Origin of the sequence: Pseudomonas sp. BN505 (assembly GCF_029873175.1) — a bacterium.
Taxonomy (GTDB): domain Bacteria; phylum Pseudomonadota; class Gammaproteobacteria; order Pseudomonadales; family Pseudomonadaceae; genus Aquipseudomonas; species Aquipseudomonas putida.
Window position 1 is genome coordinate 182,674 of the sequence record NZ_SSOI01000045.1, and the last position, 15,108, is coordinate 197,781.

At 63.4% G+C, this 15,108-nt stretch carries 13 protein-coding genes and 1 other RNA gene; all 14 read left to right on the forward strand.

Translation table 11 applies throughout. The features are described from left to right. The first annotated feature begins 94 nt into the window (after positions 1–94). The 14 genes from rsmI to E8E78_RS14115 all read left to right on the forward strand — a co-directional run bounded on the left by rsmI (position 95) and on the right by E8E78_RS14115 (position 15,107). Positions 95–970, forward strand: coding sequence for a 16S rRNA (cytidine(1402)-2'-O)-methyltransferase (gene rsmI / locus E8E78_RS14050; protein ID WP_016498040.1), 876 nt, complete (start codon positions 95–97; stop codon positions 968–970). A gap of 67 nt (positions 971–1,037) precedes the next feature. Then, an RNA gene (gene rnpB / locus E8E78_RS14055) (RNase P RNA component class A) lies at positions 1,038–1,413 on the forward strand. A gap of 309 nt (positions 1,414–1,722) precedes the next feature. After that, a complete protein-coding gene (gene mraZ / locus E8E78_RS14060) occupies positions 1,723–2,178 on the forward strand; it encodes a division/cell wall cluster transcriptional repressor MraZ (RefSeq protein WP_019439042.1) in 456 nt (151 codons plus the stop codon). Positions 2,179–2,180: 2 nt separating this feature from the next. After that, entirely contained in the window at positions 2,181–3,122 is a 942-nt protein-coding gene (gene rsmH / locus E8E78_RS14065) for a 16S rRNA (cytosine(1402)-N(4))-methyltransferase RsmH (RefSeq protein WP_169725190.1), read from the forward strand. After that, positions 3,119–3,412, forward strand: coding sequence for a cell division protein FtsL (gene ftsL / locus E8E78_RS14070; protein ID WP_041167563.1), 294 nt, complete (start codon positions 3,119–3,121; stop codon positions 3,410–3,412). The genes rsmH and ftsL overlap by 4 nt, the downstream gene beginning before the upstream one ends. Then, on the forward strand, positions 3,412–5,151 hold the full coding sequence (locus E8E78_RS14075) for a penicillin-binding protein 2 (protein WP_162465315.1): 1,740 nt from the start codon (positions 3,412–3,414) through the stop codon (positions 5,149–5,151). Before ftsL ends, E8E78_RS14075 begins: the two co-directional genes overlap by 1 nt. Next, positions 5,151–6,638: a UDP-N-acetylmuramoyl-L-alanyl-D-glutamate--2,6-diaminopimelate ligase gene (locus E8E78_RS14080; RefSeq protein WP_049276491.1), complete on the forward strand. Its 1,488-nt coding sequence runs from the start codon at positions 5,151–5,153 to the stop codon at positions 6,636–6,638. Before E8E78_RS14075 ends, E8E78_RS14080 begins: the two co-directional genes overlap by 1 nt. After that, a complete protein-coding gene (gene murF / locus E8E78_RS14085; RefSeq protein ID WP_049276484.1) occupies positions 6,631–7,998 on the forward strand; it encodes a UDP-N-acetylmuramoyl-tripeptide--D-alanyl-D-alanine ligase in 1,368 nt (455 codons plus the stop codon). The genes E8E78_RS14080 and murF overlap by 8 nt, the downstream gene beginning before the upstream one ends. Beyond that, positions 7,998–9,080 (forward strand): phospho-N-acetylmuramoyl-pentapeptide-transferase, encoded by a 1,083-nt coding sequence (gene mraY / locus E8E78_RS14090; RefSeq protein ID WP_016498046.1) that lies wholly within the window; start codon positions 7,998–8,000, stop codon positions 9,078–9,080. The genes murF and mraY overlap by 1 nt, the downstream gene beginning before the upstream one ends. Before the next feature lie 6 nt (positions 9,081–9,086). Further along, entirely contained in the window at positions 9,087–10,433 is a 1,347-nt protein-coding gene (gene murD / locus E8E78_RS14095; RefSeq protein ID WP_049276490.1) for a UDP-N-acetylmuramoyl-L-alanine--D-glutamate ligase, read from the forward strand. Next, the gene (gene ftsW, locus E8E78_RS14100) at positions 10,433–11,644 is read left to right on the forward strand and encodes a putative lipid II flippase FtsW (RefSeq protein WP_169725189.1); all 1,212 of its coding nucleotides are present in this window, start codon (positions 10,433–10,435) and stop codon (positions 11,642–11,644) included. The genes murD and ftsW overlap by 1 nt, the downstream gene beginning before the upstream one ends. After that, positions 11,634–12,713 (forward strand): undecaprenyldiphospho-muramoylpentapeptide beta-N-acetylglucosaminyltransferase, encoded by a 1,080-nt coding sequence (murG, locus tag E8E78_RS14105; RefSeq protein ID WP_016498048.1) that lies wholly within the window; start codon positions 11,634–11,636, stop codon positions 12,711–12,713. The genes ftsW and murG overlap by 11 nt, the downstream gene beginning before the upstream one ends. Beyond that, positions 12,706–14,154, forward strand: coding sequence for a UDP-N-acetylmuramate--L-alanine ligase (gene murC, locus E8E78_RS14110; protein ID WP_016498049.1), 1,449 nt, complete (start codon positions 12,706–12,708; stop codon positions 14,152–14,154). Before murG ends, murC begins: the two co-directional genes overlap by 8 nt. Then, complete coding sequence (locus E8E78_RS14115; protein WP_049276483.1) at positions 14,151–15,107, forward strand: D-alanine--D-alanine ligase; 957 nt, start codon at positions 14,151–14,153, stop codon at positions 15,105–15,107. The genes murC and E8E78_RS14115 overlap by 4 nt, the downstream gene beginning before the upstream one ends. The last annotated feature ends 1 nt before the right edge of the window (position 15,108 follow it).

A 15,108-nucleotide genomic window follows, 5' to 3' on the forward strand; every position in this document is an offset into this window, starting at 1 on the left:
TGGCTTGCAGCTGATCGCCGGCGAAGTTCTTTGCGCCCTGTTGCAGGCGCTCGGGCTACAATGGCGCCTTTGATCCGAATGACAGGTGTGCGCAGTGACTGATGTGGCAGGGGCTTCGAAATCCACGGTGGGGACGCTGTATGTGGTGGCAACCCCCATCGGCAACCTCGACGACATGAGCGCCCGGGCGCTGAAGGTGCTGGCAGATGTGGCGCTGATCGCTGCCGAAGATACCCGCCATTCGATCCGCCTGCTGCAACACTTCGGCATCGACACACCGCTGGCGGCCTGTCATGAGCACAACGAGCGTGACGAGGGCGGGCGTTTTCTCACCAAGCTGCTGGCTGGCGAGAACGTGGCGCTGGTTTCCGATGCCGGCACGCCGCTGATTTCCGACCCGGGCTACCACCTGGTGCGCCAGGCGCGGGCTGCGGGGGTGAGCGTGGTGCCGGTGCCGGGCGCCTGCGCCTTGATCGCTGCACTGTCGGCGGCCGGCTTGCCGTCGGACCGCTTCATCTTCGAAGGCTTCCTGCCGGCCAAGCAGGCAGGGCGCCGCGCGCGCCTCGAGCAGGTGAAGGAAGAGCCGCGTACGCTGATCTTCTATGAAGCCCCGCACCGCATCCTCGAATGCCTTGAAGACATGGAGCTGGTATTCGGTGGCGAACGCCCGGCACTGCTGGCACGTGAACTGACCAAGACCTTCGAGACCCTCAAGGGCCTGCCGCTGGCCGAACTGCGCGCGTTCGTTGCCGGCGACAGCAACCAGCAGCGCGGTGAATGCGTAGTACTGGTGGGCGGCTGGAGCGCGCCGGAAGGCGAGCAGGCCATCAGTGCCGAGGCCCAGCGAGTGCTCGACCTGCTATTGGCCGAGTTGCCACTGAAACGGGCGGCGGCGCTGGCGGCGGAAATTACCGGGGTGCGCAAGAACCTTTTGTATCAACTTGCACTGGAAAAGCAGAAAGCCGAGTAGTGGCAGTTTGATATAAATGCCGGTATCGCTTGTTCTTGTGCGCGCGTGCCGGTAACCTTGGCGGCGGAGAGTCGATCGGACAGTCGCTGCCTGTTTTCGTTCCGCAACTTTTTGTTGTGTGAGCAGCAGGGGGAGGAAAGTCCGGGCTCCATAGGGCAGAGTGCCAGGTAACGCCTGGGAGGCGCGAGCCTACGGAAAGTGCCACAGAAAATAACCGCCTAAGCACTTCGGTGCCGGTAAGGGTGAAAAGGTGCGGTAAGAGCGCACCGCACGGCTGGCAACAGTTCGTGGCTAGGTAAACCCCACTCGGAGCAAGACCAAATAGGGTTCCATCAGGCGTGGCCCGCGTCGGAACCGGGTAGGTTGCTAGAGGCGTCCAGTGATGGCCGTCGTAGAGGAATGACTGTCCTCGACAAAACCCGGCTTACAGATCGACTCTCCACCTTTTCCTCCCCTGCTTGATTCGATAGCAGATCCTCTCTGGTAATACCGAAAAAATCTTACTCTTCATAAATCACTTTAACTTCGAACTCCATTCGCTTGCGTGGGTTTGATTTTTCTCGTGTTTTCTTCTCCTTGGTAATCGTTCCACATTCCCTTATCGCGCTAAATCTCGGTCCTGTAAGGCTTTTCCTTATGAACGTGCCTTGACGGTGCTGCGGGCGGATTCCTATAGTGTGCGCAAGTGGCAGAAAGTGGGATGAAGTGGGTTTTCTGGCACAAAAAAGCTAACATTGTGGGGAATCGCAGCCGTGTTCCGCGGAGCCAACGCCGTCAGCCTCGATGCCAAGGGACGTCTCGCCATGCCGAGCCGGTACCGTGACGAGCTCGATTCGCGTTGCAATGGCCAGCTGATCGTAACCATTGACGCCGTTGACCCCTGCTTGTGCGTATACCCCCTCGATGAGTGGGAACAGATAGAAGCCAAGTTGCGAGCCTTGCCATCGTTGCGTGAGGAAAACCGCCGTCTGCAGCGTTTGCTGATCGGAAATGCGGTTGACCTGGAGCTCGATGGCAGTGGGCGTTTCCTGGTGCCGCCCCGCCTGCGTGAGTACGCCAAGCTCGACAAGAAGGCGATGCTGGTGGGGCAACTGAACAAATTCCAGCTGTGGGATGAAGATGCCTGGAACACGGTTTCGGCAGCCGACCTTGCAGCTATTCAACAACCGGGCGCCATGCCCGACGAATTGCGTGACCTGATCCTGTGACCATAGATAGCGGCTTCAACCACATTACCGTCCTGCTCGACGAAGCTGTCGAGGCATTGGCCCTGCGCGCCGACGGTTGCTATCTGGACGGCACCTTCGGCCGTGGCGGACACAGCCGGCTGATTCTCAGCAAGCTTGGGCCGCAAGGGCGGCTGCTGGGCTTCGACAAAGATCCACAGGCGATTGCCACGGGGCAAGCGCTGGCGGCCGAAGACGGCCGCTTTGTCATTGTGCAGCGCAGCTTTGCCGAGCTGGGCGCGGAAGTGGCCGAGCGCGGCCTGCACGGCAAGGTCAGCGGTGTACTGCTGGACCTGGGCGTGTCCTCCCCGCAACTGGATGACCCCGAGCGTGGCTTCAGCTTCCTCAATGATGGCCCGCTGGACATGCGCATGAACCCGGACCAGGGCATCAGTGCCGCCGAGTTCATCGCCACGGCGCCTGTCGAAGAAATTGCCCGCGTCTTCAAGGAGTACGGTGAAGAGCGCTTCTCCGGCCGCATGGCGCGTGCCGTGGTCGAGCGCCGCGAAAAGGAGCCGTTCACCCGCACTGCCGACCTCGCTGAAGTGCTGAAGGTTGCCAACCCTGCCTGGGAAAAAGGCAAGAACCCGGCTACCCGTGCCTTCCAGGGGCTGCGGATCCATGTCAACAACGAACTGGGTGACCTGGAGGCTGGCCTTGAGGCCGCACTCGATGCGCTCGAGGTCGGTGGTCGCCTGGCAGTGATCAGTTTCCACTCTCTCGAGGACCGTATCGTCAAGCTGTTCATGCGCAAGCTGGTCAAGGGCGAGGCCGACAACCTGCCCCGTAACCTGCCGGTACAGCACAAGGTCTTCGAGCCGAAAATCAAGCTCATCGGCAAGGCCCAGTTCGCCTCCGAAGCCGAGCTCAAGGCCAACCCGCGGTCGCGTAGCGCCGTGATGCGTGTGGCGGAGAAGCTGCGGTGAGCAGGCTGTTCGCCAAGCCATTGCCAGGCGGAAGCTTCCTGATGCTTCTGCTGTTTGTCGGCGTGCTGGTTTCGGCCGTCGCCGTGTCCTATAGCGCGCACTGGAACCGTCAGTTGCTCAACACCCTTTACGGCGAGTTGAACGAGCGTGACAAGGCCCAGGCCGAGTGGGGCCGGCTGATTCTGGAACAGAGCACCTGGACCGCCGCCAGCCGTATCGAAAACCTGGCTTCCGAGCAGTTGAAGATGCGCGTGCCTGCGGCTGACGAAGTGCGGATGGTGGCGCCATGATGAAGCTCGAAGGCGCACTCTACCCGTGGCGCTTCCGCGTGGTGATCGGCTTGCTGGCAATCATGGTGGGTGCCATCTGCTGGCGCATCATCGACCTGCAGGTGGTCGACCGTGACTTCCTCAAGGGGCAGGGCGATGCGCGCAGCCTGCGTCATATCCCTATCCCGGCGCACCGCGGGCTGATTACCGACCGCAACGGTGAGCCATTGGCCGTGAGTACCCCGGTCACTACCCTGTGGGCCAACCCCAAGGAAATGCAGGCGTCCAAAGAACGCTGGCCACAGCTGGCTGCAGCGTTGGGGCAAAATCCCCAGCAACTGGTCGAACGCCTGACCGCGCAGGCCAGCAAGGAGTTCATCTACCTGGTCCGCGGCCTGACCCCGGAGCAGGGCCAGCACGTACTCGACCTGAAGGTGCCAGGTGTATACGGCCTGGAAGAATTCCGCCGCTTCTATCCGGCCGGTGATGTCACTGCGCACATGGTTGGTTTCACTGACCTCGATGACCACGGTCGCGAAGGGGTGGAACTGGCCTATGACGAGTGGCTGGCCGGCGTGCCCGGCAAGCGCCAGGTGATCAAGGACCGGCGTGGCAGGCTGATCAAGGACATCCAGGTAACCAAGAACGCCAAGGCCGGCAAGACCTTGGCGTTGTCGATAGACCTGCGCCTGCAATACCTGGCTACCCGCGAGCTGCGCAACGCCATTGCCGAACAGGACGCCAAGGCCGGCAGCCTGGTGATCATGGACGTCAAGACCGGTGAAGTTCTGGCCATGGTCAACCAGCCAACCTACAACCCGAACAACCGTCGCAGCATGTTCCCGGCAGCGATGCGCAACCGGGCGATCATCGACGTGTTCGAGCCCGGTTCCACGGTCAAGCCGATTTCCATGAGTGCGGCACTGCAAAGCGGCCGCTGGAAGCCGACCGACAAGGTCGAGGTTTACCCGGGCAGCCTGCAGATCGGCCGCTACACCATCAAGGACGTGTCGCGCAGCGAGGGCCCGATCCTCGACCTGACCGGCATCCTGATCAACTCCAGTAACGTCGGCATGAGCAAGATCGCCTTCGACATCGGCGGCGAGGCCATCTACCGGGTCATGTCCCAGGTCGGCCTGGGCCAGTACACCGGCCTTGGTTTCCCGGGGGAGCGTGTCGGTAACCTGCCCAACCACCGCGAGTGGCGCAAGGCCGAGACCGCGACCCTTTCCTATGGCTACGGCCTGTCGGTGACCGCCCTGCAACTGGTGCATGCCTACGCGGCGCTGGCCAACGACGGCAAGATGGTGCCGCTGTCGATCATCAAGGTCGACAAGGCGCCGGAAGCCGTGCAGGCCATTCCGAAGGAAACCGCCGAAACCGTTCAGGGCATGCTGCAGCAGGTGATTGAAGCGCCGCGTGGCGTGTTCCGTGCCCAGGTGCCGTTCTATCACGTGGCCGGCAAGTCCGGTACCGCGCGTAAAGCAACCGTGGGTTCCAAGGGTTACACCGAAAACGCCTACCGCTCGCTGTTTGCAGGCTTCGGGCCAATGAGTGACCCGCGCTACGCCATCGTCGTGGTCATCGACGAGCCGGGCAAGGGTGGTTATTTCGGTGGCCTGGTTTCGGCGCCGGTCTTCAGCAAGGTCATGTCCGGCACCCTGCGTTTGATGAACGTGCCGCCAGACAACCTGCCGCCACCAGCACCCGCCGAACAGTCGCAAGTCAATGCAGCAGCCGCCAAGGGAGGGCGTGGATGATGACAATGCCATTAAGCAAACTTTTCGCTCACGCCAGCCGCGACCCGCTGATTCGTGAACTGACCCTGGACAGCCGCAGTGTGCGCCCGGGCGATCTGTTCCTGGCCGTGCCGGGTGCCAAGGTCGATGGCCGCGAGCATATCGCCGATGCCTTGGCCCGTGGCGCTGCCGCCGTGGCCTATGAAGAGCATGGTGCCAACGTGCTGCCGTTGACCGATGTGCCGCTGATTCCGGTCAAGGGCCTGATCGCGCAGCTGTCGGACATCGCCGGGCGCTTCTATGGCGAGCCCAGCCGCCAGCTGAACCTGGTGGGCGTGACCGGTACCAACGGCAAGACCAGCGTCACCCAGTTGGTAGCCCAGGCGCTTGATGTGCTCGGCCAGCGCTGCGGCCTTATTGGCACTTTGGGTACCGGTTTCTACGGTGACCTGCAAAGTGGTCGGCTGACCACGCCAGACCCGATTGCCGTGCAGTCGACCCTTTACGACCTGAAAAAGCAGGGCGCCAAGGCCGTGGCCATGGAGGTTTCCTCCCACGCCCTGGAGCAGGGGCGTGTCGCCGCATTGGCGTTCGATATCGCGGTCATGACCAACCTGTCCCGTGATCACCTGGACTACCACGGCAGCATGCAGGCCTATGAGGCGGCCAAGGCCAAGCTGTTCGCCTGGCCGAACCTGCGTTGCCAGGTGGTCAACCTGGATGACGACTTTGGTCGTCGCCTGGCCGAAGACTTTGCTCGCCGTCCGAGTGTCGACCTTGTCGAGACCCGGCTGCTGAGCTACAGCCTGGAAAACCCGGATGCCTCGCTGTTCTGCCGCGAAGCCGTGTTCAGTGACGATGGCGTGCGCGCCACGCTGGTCACCGCCCAGGGTGAGCGCACCCTGCGCAGCCAGCTGCTGGGCCGCTTCAACCTGAGCAACATGCTGGCCGCCGTGGCAACCCTGCTGGCGCTGGATTACGCGCTGGACGAAATCCTGGAGGTCACCCCGCGACTGCAAGGGCCGGTAGGCCGCATGCAGCGCTTGGGTGGCGGCCAAAAGCCGCTGGTGGTGGTCGACTACGCGCACACCCCCGACGCCCTGGAAAAAGTGCTTGAAGCCCTGCGCCCGCATGCTCACGGCAAGCTGCTGTGCCTGTTCGGCTGCGGCGGCGACCGTGACCGCGGCAAGCGGCCTTTGATGGCTGAAGTCGCCGAGCGCCTTGCCGACCGCGTGTTGGTCACCGACGACAACCCGCGCACGGAAGACCCGCTGCGCATCTTCGATGACATCCGCCCCGGTTTCACCAAGCCTGACGACGTCGAGTTCGTCGCCGGCCGTGGCGAAGCGATTGCGCACCTGATCGCCTCAGCCGCTGCCAGCGATGTGATCGTGCTGGCCGGGAAGGGGCATGAGGATTACCAGGAGATCAATGGCGAGCGCCATGACTTTTCCGACCTGATCGAAGCCGAGAAGGCCCTTGAAGCCTGGGAGGCTCCACATGCTTAAGCCGATGACACTCAGCCAGCTGACCACAGCACTGAGTGGTCAACAAGTCGGTGCCGACGCCACCTTCACCGGCGTCAGCATCGACAGCCGCAGCGTCAGCACCGGGCAACTGTTCGTCGCCTTGGCCGGCCCGCGTTTCGATGGCCATGACTACCTGGCTGACGTTAAAGCCAAGGGCGCGGTTGCTGCGCTGGTCGAACGTGAAGTGGCCGGTGTCGACCTGCCGCAACTGCTGGTCAAGGATTGCCGGGCAGCACTGGGTCAGCTCGGTGCCCTGAACCGCGCTGCTTTCGACAAGCCCGTAGTGGCCATTACCGGTTCCAGTGGCAAGACCACGGTGAAGGAAATGCTTGCCAGCATCTTGCGCACCCGTGGCTTGGTGCACGCCACCCGCGGCAACCTGAACAACGACCTCGGCGCGCCGTTGACCTTGCTGGAGATCGCCCCGGAGCACAGCGCCGCCGTGATCGAGCTGGGCGCTTCGCGCATTGGCGAAATCCGCTACACCGTCGGCCTGACCCAACCTCAGGTGGTCATTATCAATAACGCCGGTACTGCCCACGTTGGCGAATTCGGTGGCCCGGAGAAAATCGTTGAAGCCAAGGGCGAGATTCTCGAAGGCCTGGGCGAGGGCGGTATCGCCATCCTCAACCTGGCCGACAAGGCCTTCGATACCTGGCACAAGCGTGCCGGCAGTCACCGCATCTTTACGTTTGCTCTGGATAACCCGCAGGCGGATTTCCACGCCAGCGCCATCGGTCGCGACGCCCGGGGCTGCCCGTCGTTCACCCTGCACGGGCCTGATGGCAGCGTGCCGGTGCAGTTGAACCTGCTGGGTACCCACAACGTCAGTAACGCCCTGGCCGCCGCCGCCGGCGCCCATGCCGTTGGTCTGAGCCTGAGCGGCATTGCTGCCGGCCTGGCTGCCGTGCAGCCGGTCAAGGGCCGCACCGTGGCGCAGGTCGCGCCAAATGGCGTGCGGGTGATCGACGATAGTTACAACGCAAATCCCACCTCCATGTGCGCGGCCATTGATATACTCGCCGGCTTTTCCGGACGCACCGTCCTGGTGCTTGGGGATATCGGCGAATTGGGGCAATGGGCGGAAGAAGGCCACCGTCAGGTGGGTGACTACGCGCGTGGCAAGGTCGACGCCCTGTACGCAGTGGGTTCCAACATGACACATGCGGTCAAGGCGTTCGGCGCCAATGGCCGTCATTTCGCTACTCAAGCTGAGCTGATCGACGCGGTTAGCGCCGAAAATGCCAGCGATACCACTATCTTGATCAAGGGCTCGCGCAGCGCTGCGATGGAAAACGTCGTGGTGGCATTGTGCGGTGCCAGCGGGGAGAAACATTAATGCTGCTGCTGTTGGCCGAGTATCTGCAACAGTTCCACAAAGGCTTCGCGGTCTTCCAGTACCTGTCCCTGCGCGGGATTCTTGGTGTACTGACCGCGTTGTCCCTGGCGCTGTGGCTGGGGCCGTGGATGATCCGTACCCTGCAAATTCGCCAGATCGGCCAGGCCGTGCGTAACGACGGCCCGCAGTCGCACCTGTCCAAGTCCGGCACCCCGACCATGGGTGGTGCACTGATCCTGTCGGCCATCGCCATCAGCACACTGTTGTGGGCTGATCTGTCCAACCGCTATGTGTGGGTGGTGCTGATCGTTACTCTGGCATTCGGCGCGATCGGCTGGGTTGACGACTACCGCAAGGTGATCGAAAAGAACTCCCGTGGGCTGCCAAGCCGCTGGAAGTACTTCTGGCAGTCGGTGTTTGGCCTGGCTGCGGCCGTGTTCCTTTACAAGACCGCGCCGACCAGCGTCGAGACCACGCTGATCCTGCCATTCATCAAGGATGTCACCATCCCGCTGGGCGTCGGCTTCGTCGTATTGACCTACTTCGTCATTGTCGGCTCCAGCAACGCAGTCAACCTTACCGATGGCCTCGACGGCCTGGCAATCATGCCGACGGTGATGGTCGGCGGCGCCCTGGGCATCTTCTGTTACCTGTCGGGTAACGTGAAGTTCGCCGAATACCTGCTGATCCCTTACGTACCGGGCTCGGGCGAGCTGATCGTGTTCTGCGGCGCGCTGATCGGTGCCGGCCTGGGCTTCCTGTGGTTCAACACCTACCCGGCACAAGTCTTCATGGGTGACGTCGGCGCGCTGGCACTGGGCGCTGCGCTGGGCACCATCGCCGTGATCGTCCGCCAGGAAATCGTGCTGTTCATCATGGGCGGCATCTTCGTGGTGGAAACCTTGTCGGTGGTGATCCAGGTCGCCTCCTTCAAGCTGACCGGCAAGCGCGTGTTCCGCATGGCGCCGATCCACCACCACTTTGAACTCAAGGGCTGGCCAGAGCCTCGGGTGATCGTCCGCTTCTGGATCATCACCGTGATTCTGGTGCTGATTGGCCTTGCAACCCTGAAACTGAGGTAGATGAGCGTGTCTTTGATCGCTTCCGACCAATTCCGCATCGTTGTCGGCCTCGGCAAGAGCGGCATGTCCCTGGTTCGCTTCCTGGCGAACCGGGGCATTGCCTTTGCGGTCGCCGACACCCGCGAGCAACCGCCGGAACTGGACACCCTGCGCCGTGATTACCCGCAGGTGGAAGTGCGCTGTGGCGAGCTGGACGTGGACTTCCTGTGCCGCGCCAACGAGCTGTACGTGAGCCCTGGCCTCGCCCTGGCAACCCCGGCCCTGCAGCAGGCAGCCGCGCGTGGCGTGAGGCTGTCCGGTGACATCGAGCTGTTCGCCCAGCACGCCAAGGCGCCGATCGTTGCCATCAGTGGCTCCAACGCCAAGAGCACCGTCACCACCCTGGTCGGCGAAATGGCCGCCAAGGCCGGCAAGCGCGTGGCGGTGGGCGGCAACCTCGGTACCCCGGCGCTGGACTTGCTGGCTGATGACGTCGAGCTGTACGTGCTGGAGCTGTCCAGTTTCCAACTGGAGACCACCGACCAGCTCAACGCAGAAGTGGCCACTGTGCTGAACATCAGCGAAGACCATATGGACCGCTACAGCGGCCTGCCGGCCTACCACCTGGCCAAGCACCGGATTTTCCGCGGTGCCCGCCAGGTGGTTGTCAACCGCCAGGACGCCCTGAGCCGGCCACTGCCGGTGGAAGGCCGCCCGTGCTGGACCTTCGGCCTCAACCAACCCGACTTCAAGGCCTTTGGCCTGCGTGAAGTGGAGGGTGAAAAGTACCTGGCGTTCGAGTTTCAGGCGCTGATGCCGGCGCGCGAGCTGAAGGTGCGTGGTGCCCACAACCAGTCCAACGCCCTGGCGGCACTGGCCCTGGGGCATGCCGCTGGCCTGCCGTTCGAGCCCATGCTCGAAGCCCTGCGTGAGTTCGGTGGCCTGGCCCACCGGTGCCAGTGGGTGCGCGAGCGTAATGGCGTGAACTGGTACGACGACTCCAAGGCCACCAACGTCGGTGCTGCCCTGGCCGCCATTGAAGGCCTGGGTGCCGATATCGAAGGCAAGTTGGTGCTGATCGCCGGTGGCGACGGCAAAGGTGCTGAATTCACTGCGTTGCGCGAGCCCGTCAAGCGCTTCTGCCGCGCCGTGGTATTGCTTGGCCGTGATGCCGAGCGCCTGGCCGAAGCGTTGGGTGATGACGTACCGCTGGTACGGGTCAAGACCCTCGAGGACGCCGTGCAGCAGTGTGCCGAACTGGCCCAGGCCGGCGATGCGGTGCTGCTGTCGCCGGCGTGTGCCAGCCTCGACATGTTCAAGAACTTTGAAGAGCGCGGGCGACTGTTTGCCCAGGCAGCGGGAGGTCTTGCATGATCTTCGGCATCTTCAAGCCCTACCCGTCGCCGCTGATCAGCGGTCGTGGCATCGACCTGGACTTCCCGATGCTCGCCGGCTGCCTGGCCTTGCTTGGCCTGGGCCTGGTGATGATCACCTCGGCGTCCTCGGAAGTGGCCGCGGTGCAGTCGGGCAACCCGCTTTACCACATGTTCCGCCACCTGGTTTACGTGTTCCTTGGCCTGGTTGCCTGCGGCGCGACCATGCTGGTGCCGATCGCCACCTGGCAGCGCATGGGTTTCATGATGCTGCTGGGCGCCTTCGGCCTGTTGGTACTGGTGCTGGTGCCGGGTATCGGCCGCGAAGTGAACGGCTCCATGCGCTGGATCGGCTTCAGCTTCTTCAACGTCCAGCCTTCGGAAATCGCCAAGGTGTTCGTGGTCGTCTACCTGGCGGGTTACCTGGTGCGCCGGCAAACCGAAGTGCGCGAAACCTGGATGGGCTTCTTCAAGCCGTTCATCGTGCTGCTGCCGATGGCCGCCCTGCTGCTGATGGAGCCGGACTTCGGTGCCACCGTGGTGATGATGGGCGCGGCGGCGGCCATGCTGTTCCTCGGCGGGGTGGGGCTGTTCCGCTTCAGCCTCATGGTGGTGTTGGCGGTGCTGGCGGTGTTTGTGCTGGTACAGGCGCAGCCCTACCGGATGGCGCGGCTTATCACCTTCACCGACCCTTGGTCCGACCAGTTCGGCTCGGGTTACCAGCTGACCCAGGCACTGATCGCCTTCGGCCGTGGCGAGTGGCTGGGTGTTGGCCTGGGCAACAGCGTGCAGAAGCAGTTCTACCTGCCCGAAGCGCATACCGACTTCGTGTTCTCGGTACTGGCCGAAGAGCTGGGCGTGGTCGGTTCGCTGCTGACCATTGCACTGTTCGTGTTCGTGACCGTGCGTGCCCTGTACATCGGCCTGTGGGCCGAGAAGGCCAAGCAGTTCTTTGCCGCCTATGTGGCCTTCGGCCTGGCGTTCCTGTGGATCGGCCAGTTCCTGATCAACATCGGGGTAAACGTCGGCCTGCTGCCAACCAAGGGCCTGACGCTGCCGTTTCTCAGTTACGGGGGCAGTTCGCTGGTGATCTGTTGCGCCTGCGTAGGCCTGTTGCTGCGTATCGAGTGGGAGAGCCGCACGCACCTGGGCAGCGAGGAACACGAGTTCAGCGAAAGCGATTTTGCCGAGGAGACCAGTCATGGCCGCTGACGGCAAGAACATACTGATCATGGCGGGCGGCACCGGGGGCCATGTATTCCCGGCCCTGGCCTGCGCCCGTGAGTTCCAGGCGCGTGGTTTTACCGTGCACTGGCTGGGCACCCCGCGTGGCATCGAGAACGAGCTGGTGCCACAGGCTGGCCTGCCACTGCACCTGATCCAGGTCAGCGGCCTGCGCGGCAAAAGCAAACTGTCGTTGCTCAAGGCGCCATTTACCCTTGTCAAGGCCGTGCTGCAGGCGCGACGCATCATTCGCCAGCTCAAGCCGGTCTGCGTGCTGGGCTTTGGCGGCTACGTGACCGGCCCCGGCGGTGTGGCCGCGCGGCTGTGCGGCGTGCCGCTGGTGATCCACGAGCAGAACGCCCGTGCAGGTACCGCCAATCGGTTGCTGGTGCCACTCTCGGCGCGGGTCTGCGAAGCTTTCCCGAACACCTTCGAGGCCAGCGACAAGCGTCGCACCACCGGCAACCCGGTGCGCCCGGAGCTGTTCATGGATGCACAACGCGCGCCCCTGGCCCAGCGCCGTGCGCGCCTGCTGGTGCTCGGTGGCAGCCTGGGTGCGGAACCATTGAACAAATTGTTGCCTAAGGCCCTGTCCGAGGTCCCTGCCGCGCTGCGGCCAGAGGTGTTCCACCAGGCCGGCAAGCAACACGCGCCAATCACCGCCGAGCGTTATCACGAGGCGGGCGTCGAGGCTCAGGTAGAGCCCTTCATCAAGGACATGGCCCAAGCCTATGGCTGGGCCGACATGGTGGTGTGCCGGGCCGGTGCCCTGACCGTCAGCGAGCTGGCGGCAGCAGGCCTGCCTTCGATGCTGGTGCCTTTGCCCCACGCCATCGACGACCACCAGACCCACAACGCCCAATATCTGGCCCGCGAAGGCGCTGCCTTCCTGATGCCACAAGCGACAACTGGCGCAGCGCAGCTCGCTGAACGCCTGAACGAGGTGCTGATGCAACCCGAGAAACTCAACGTCATGGCAGGCACCGCACGGCGCCTGGCCAAACCTGCTGCAACCAGCACCGTGGTCGATATCTGCCTGGAGGTGGCCCATGGTTGAAAGCCAGAAAGCCATGCCCCATCCGAAGATGGGCCGTATCCGCCGTATTCACTTCGTCGGTATCGGTGGCGTGGGCATGTGCGGCATTGCCGAAGTATTGCTGAACCTGGGCTATGAAGTCTCCGGTTCGGACCTGAAAGCTTCGCCGGTGACCGAGCGTCTGGAATCGTTCGGTGCCGAGATCTTCGTCGGCCACCGCGCCGAGAACGCCGCTACCGCTGACGTGCTAGTGGTGTCCAGTGCCATTAACCCGGCCAACCCGGAAGTGGCTACCGCCCTCGAGCGACGCATTCCGGTAGTGCCGCGTGCCGAAATGCTCGCCGAACTGATGCGCTACCGCCATGGTGTGGCCGTTGCCGGTACCCACGGCAAGACCACCACCACCAGCCTGCTGGCGTCGGTGTTCGCTGCCGGTGGCCTGGACCCGACTTTCGTTATCGGTGGCCGCCTGACCGCTGCCGGTACCAATGCCCAGCTGGGCACCAGCCGCTACCTGATCGCCGAAGCAGACGAAAGCGATGCGAGCTTCCTGCACCTGCAGCCGATGGTGGCCGTGGTCACCAACATCGACGCCGACCACATGGCGACCTACGAAGGTGACTTCAACAAGCTGAAGAAAACCTTCGTCGAGTTCCTGCACAACCTGCCGTTCTACGGCCTGGCGGTGATGTGCCTGGACGACCCGGTGGTGCGCGAAATCCTGCCACAGGTAAAACGCCCGACGGTGACCTACGGCTTCAGCGAAGAGGCTGACATCCGCGCCATCAACGTGCGCCAGCAGGGCATGCAGACCCACTTCACCGTGCTGCGCCGTGACTGCGAGCCGCTGGAAGTGTCGGTAAACATGCCTGGCAACCACAACGTGCTCAACGCACTGGCCACCATCGCCATCGCCACCGACGAAGGCATCAGCGACGAAGCCATCGTCCAGGGCCTGTCCGGCTTCCAGGGTGTCGGCCGCCGGTTCCAGGTGTACGGCGAGCTGCCGGTGGAAGGCGGCAGCGTGATGCTGGTCGACGACTACGGTCACCACCCGACCGAAGTGGCTGCGGTGATCAAGGCCGTGCGCGGTGGCTGGCCAAGCCGCCGCCTGGTGATCGTCTACCAGCCGCACCGCTACAGCCGCACCCGCGACCTGTACGACGATTTCGTCCAGGTGCTGGGCGATGCCAACGTGTTGCTGCTGATGGAGGTCTACCCGGCGGGCGAAGAGCCGATCCCGGGTGCCGACAGCCGTCAGCTGTGCCACAGCATCCGCCAGCGCGGCAAGTTGGACCCGATCTACATCGAGCGCGGCGCCGAGCTGGCACCGCTGGTCAAGCCACTGCTGCGCGCTGGCGACATCCTGATCTGCCAGGGTGCCGGTGATGTCGGGGGGCTGGCCCCGCAATTGATGAAAAGCCCGCTGTTCGCTGGCGCCAAGCAGGAGAAGTCGAAATGACCAGCGCCTACGAAAAACTGCACTCGACCCTGGACGTCAAGGCTTTCGGCCGCGTCGCCGTGCTGTACGGTGGCAAAAGCGCCGAGCGTGAAGTGTCGCTGAAGTCCGGTGCGGCAGTGATCGACGCGCTGACCACTGCAGGTGTCGACGTTGTCGCCATCGACGTCGGTGACGACCTGCTCACGCGCCTGCAAAGCGAAAAGATCGACCGCGCCTTCATCATCCTGCACGGCCGTGGCGGTGAAGACGGCAGCATGCAAGGCCTGCTGGAGTGCCTGGGCATCCCTTACACCGGCAGTGGCATCCTTGCCTCGGCGCTGGCCATGGACAAGCTGCGCACCAAGCAGGTGTGGCAGAGCCTGGGCATTCCGACCCCGCGTCACGCGGTGTTGGCGAGCGAAAACGATTGTTTGTTGGCCGGTACGGAACTGGGCTTCCCGCTTATCGTCAAACCCGCCCATGAAGGCTCTAGCATCGGCATGGCCAAGGTGAACAGCGCCCAGGAACTGGTCGCCGCCTGGCAGGACGCCGCCAAATACGATTCCCAGGTACTGGTGGAGCAGTGGATCCACGGCCCGGAGTTCACCATCGCGGTCTTGCGCGGCCAGGTGCTGCCGCCGATCGCCCTGGGTACGCCGCACGTGTTCTACGACTACGACGCCAAGTACATCGCCAACGATACCCAGTACCGCATCCCGTGCGGCCTGGATAGCGTCAAGGAGCAGGAACTGATCGACCTGACCGCACGCGCCTGTGATGCCATCGGCATCGAAGGCTGGGGGCGGCTGGACGTGATGCAGGACGAGCAGGGCCGGTTCTGGCTGCTCGAAGTCAACACCGCACCGGGCATGACTGATCATAGCCTGGTGCCAATGGCGGCCCGCGCGGCTGGCCTGGACTTCCAGCAACTGGTGCTGGCAATCCTGGCTGAAAGCGTGACGACGCGAGGTTAAC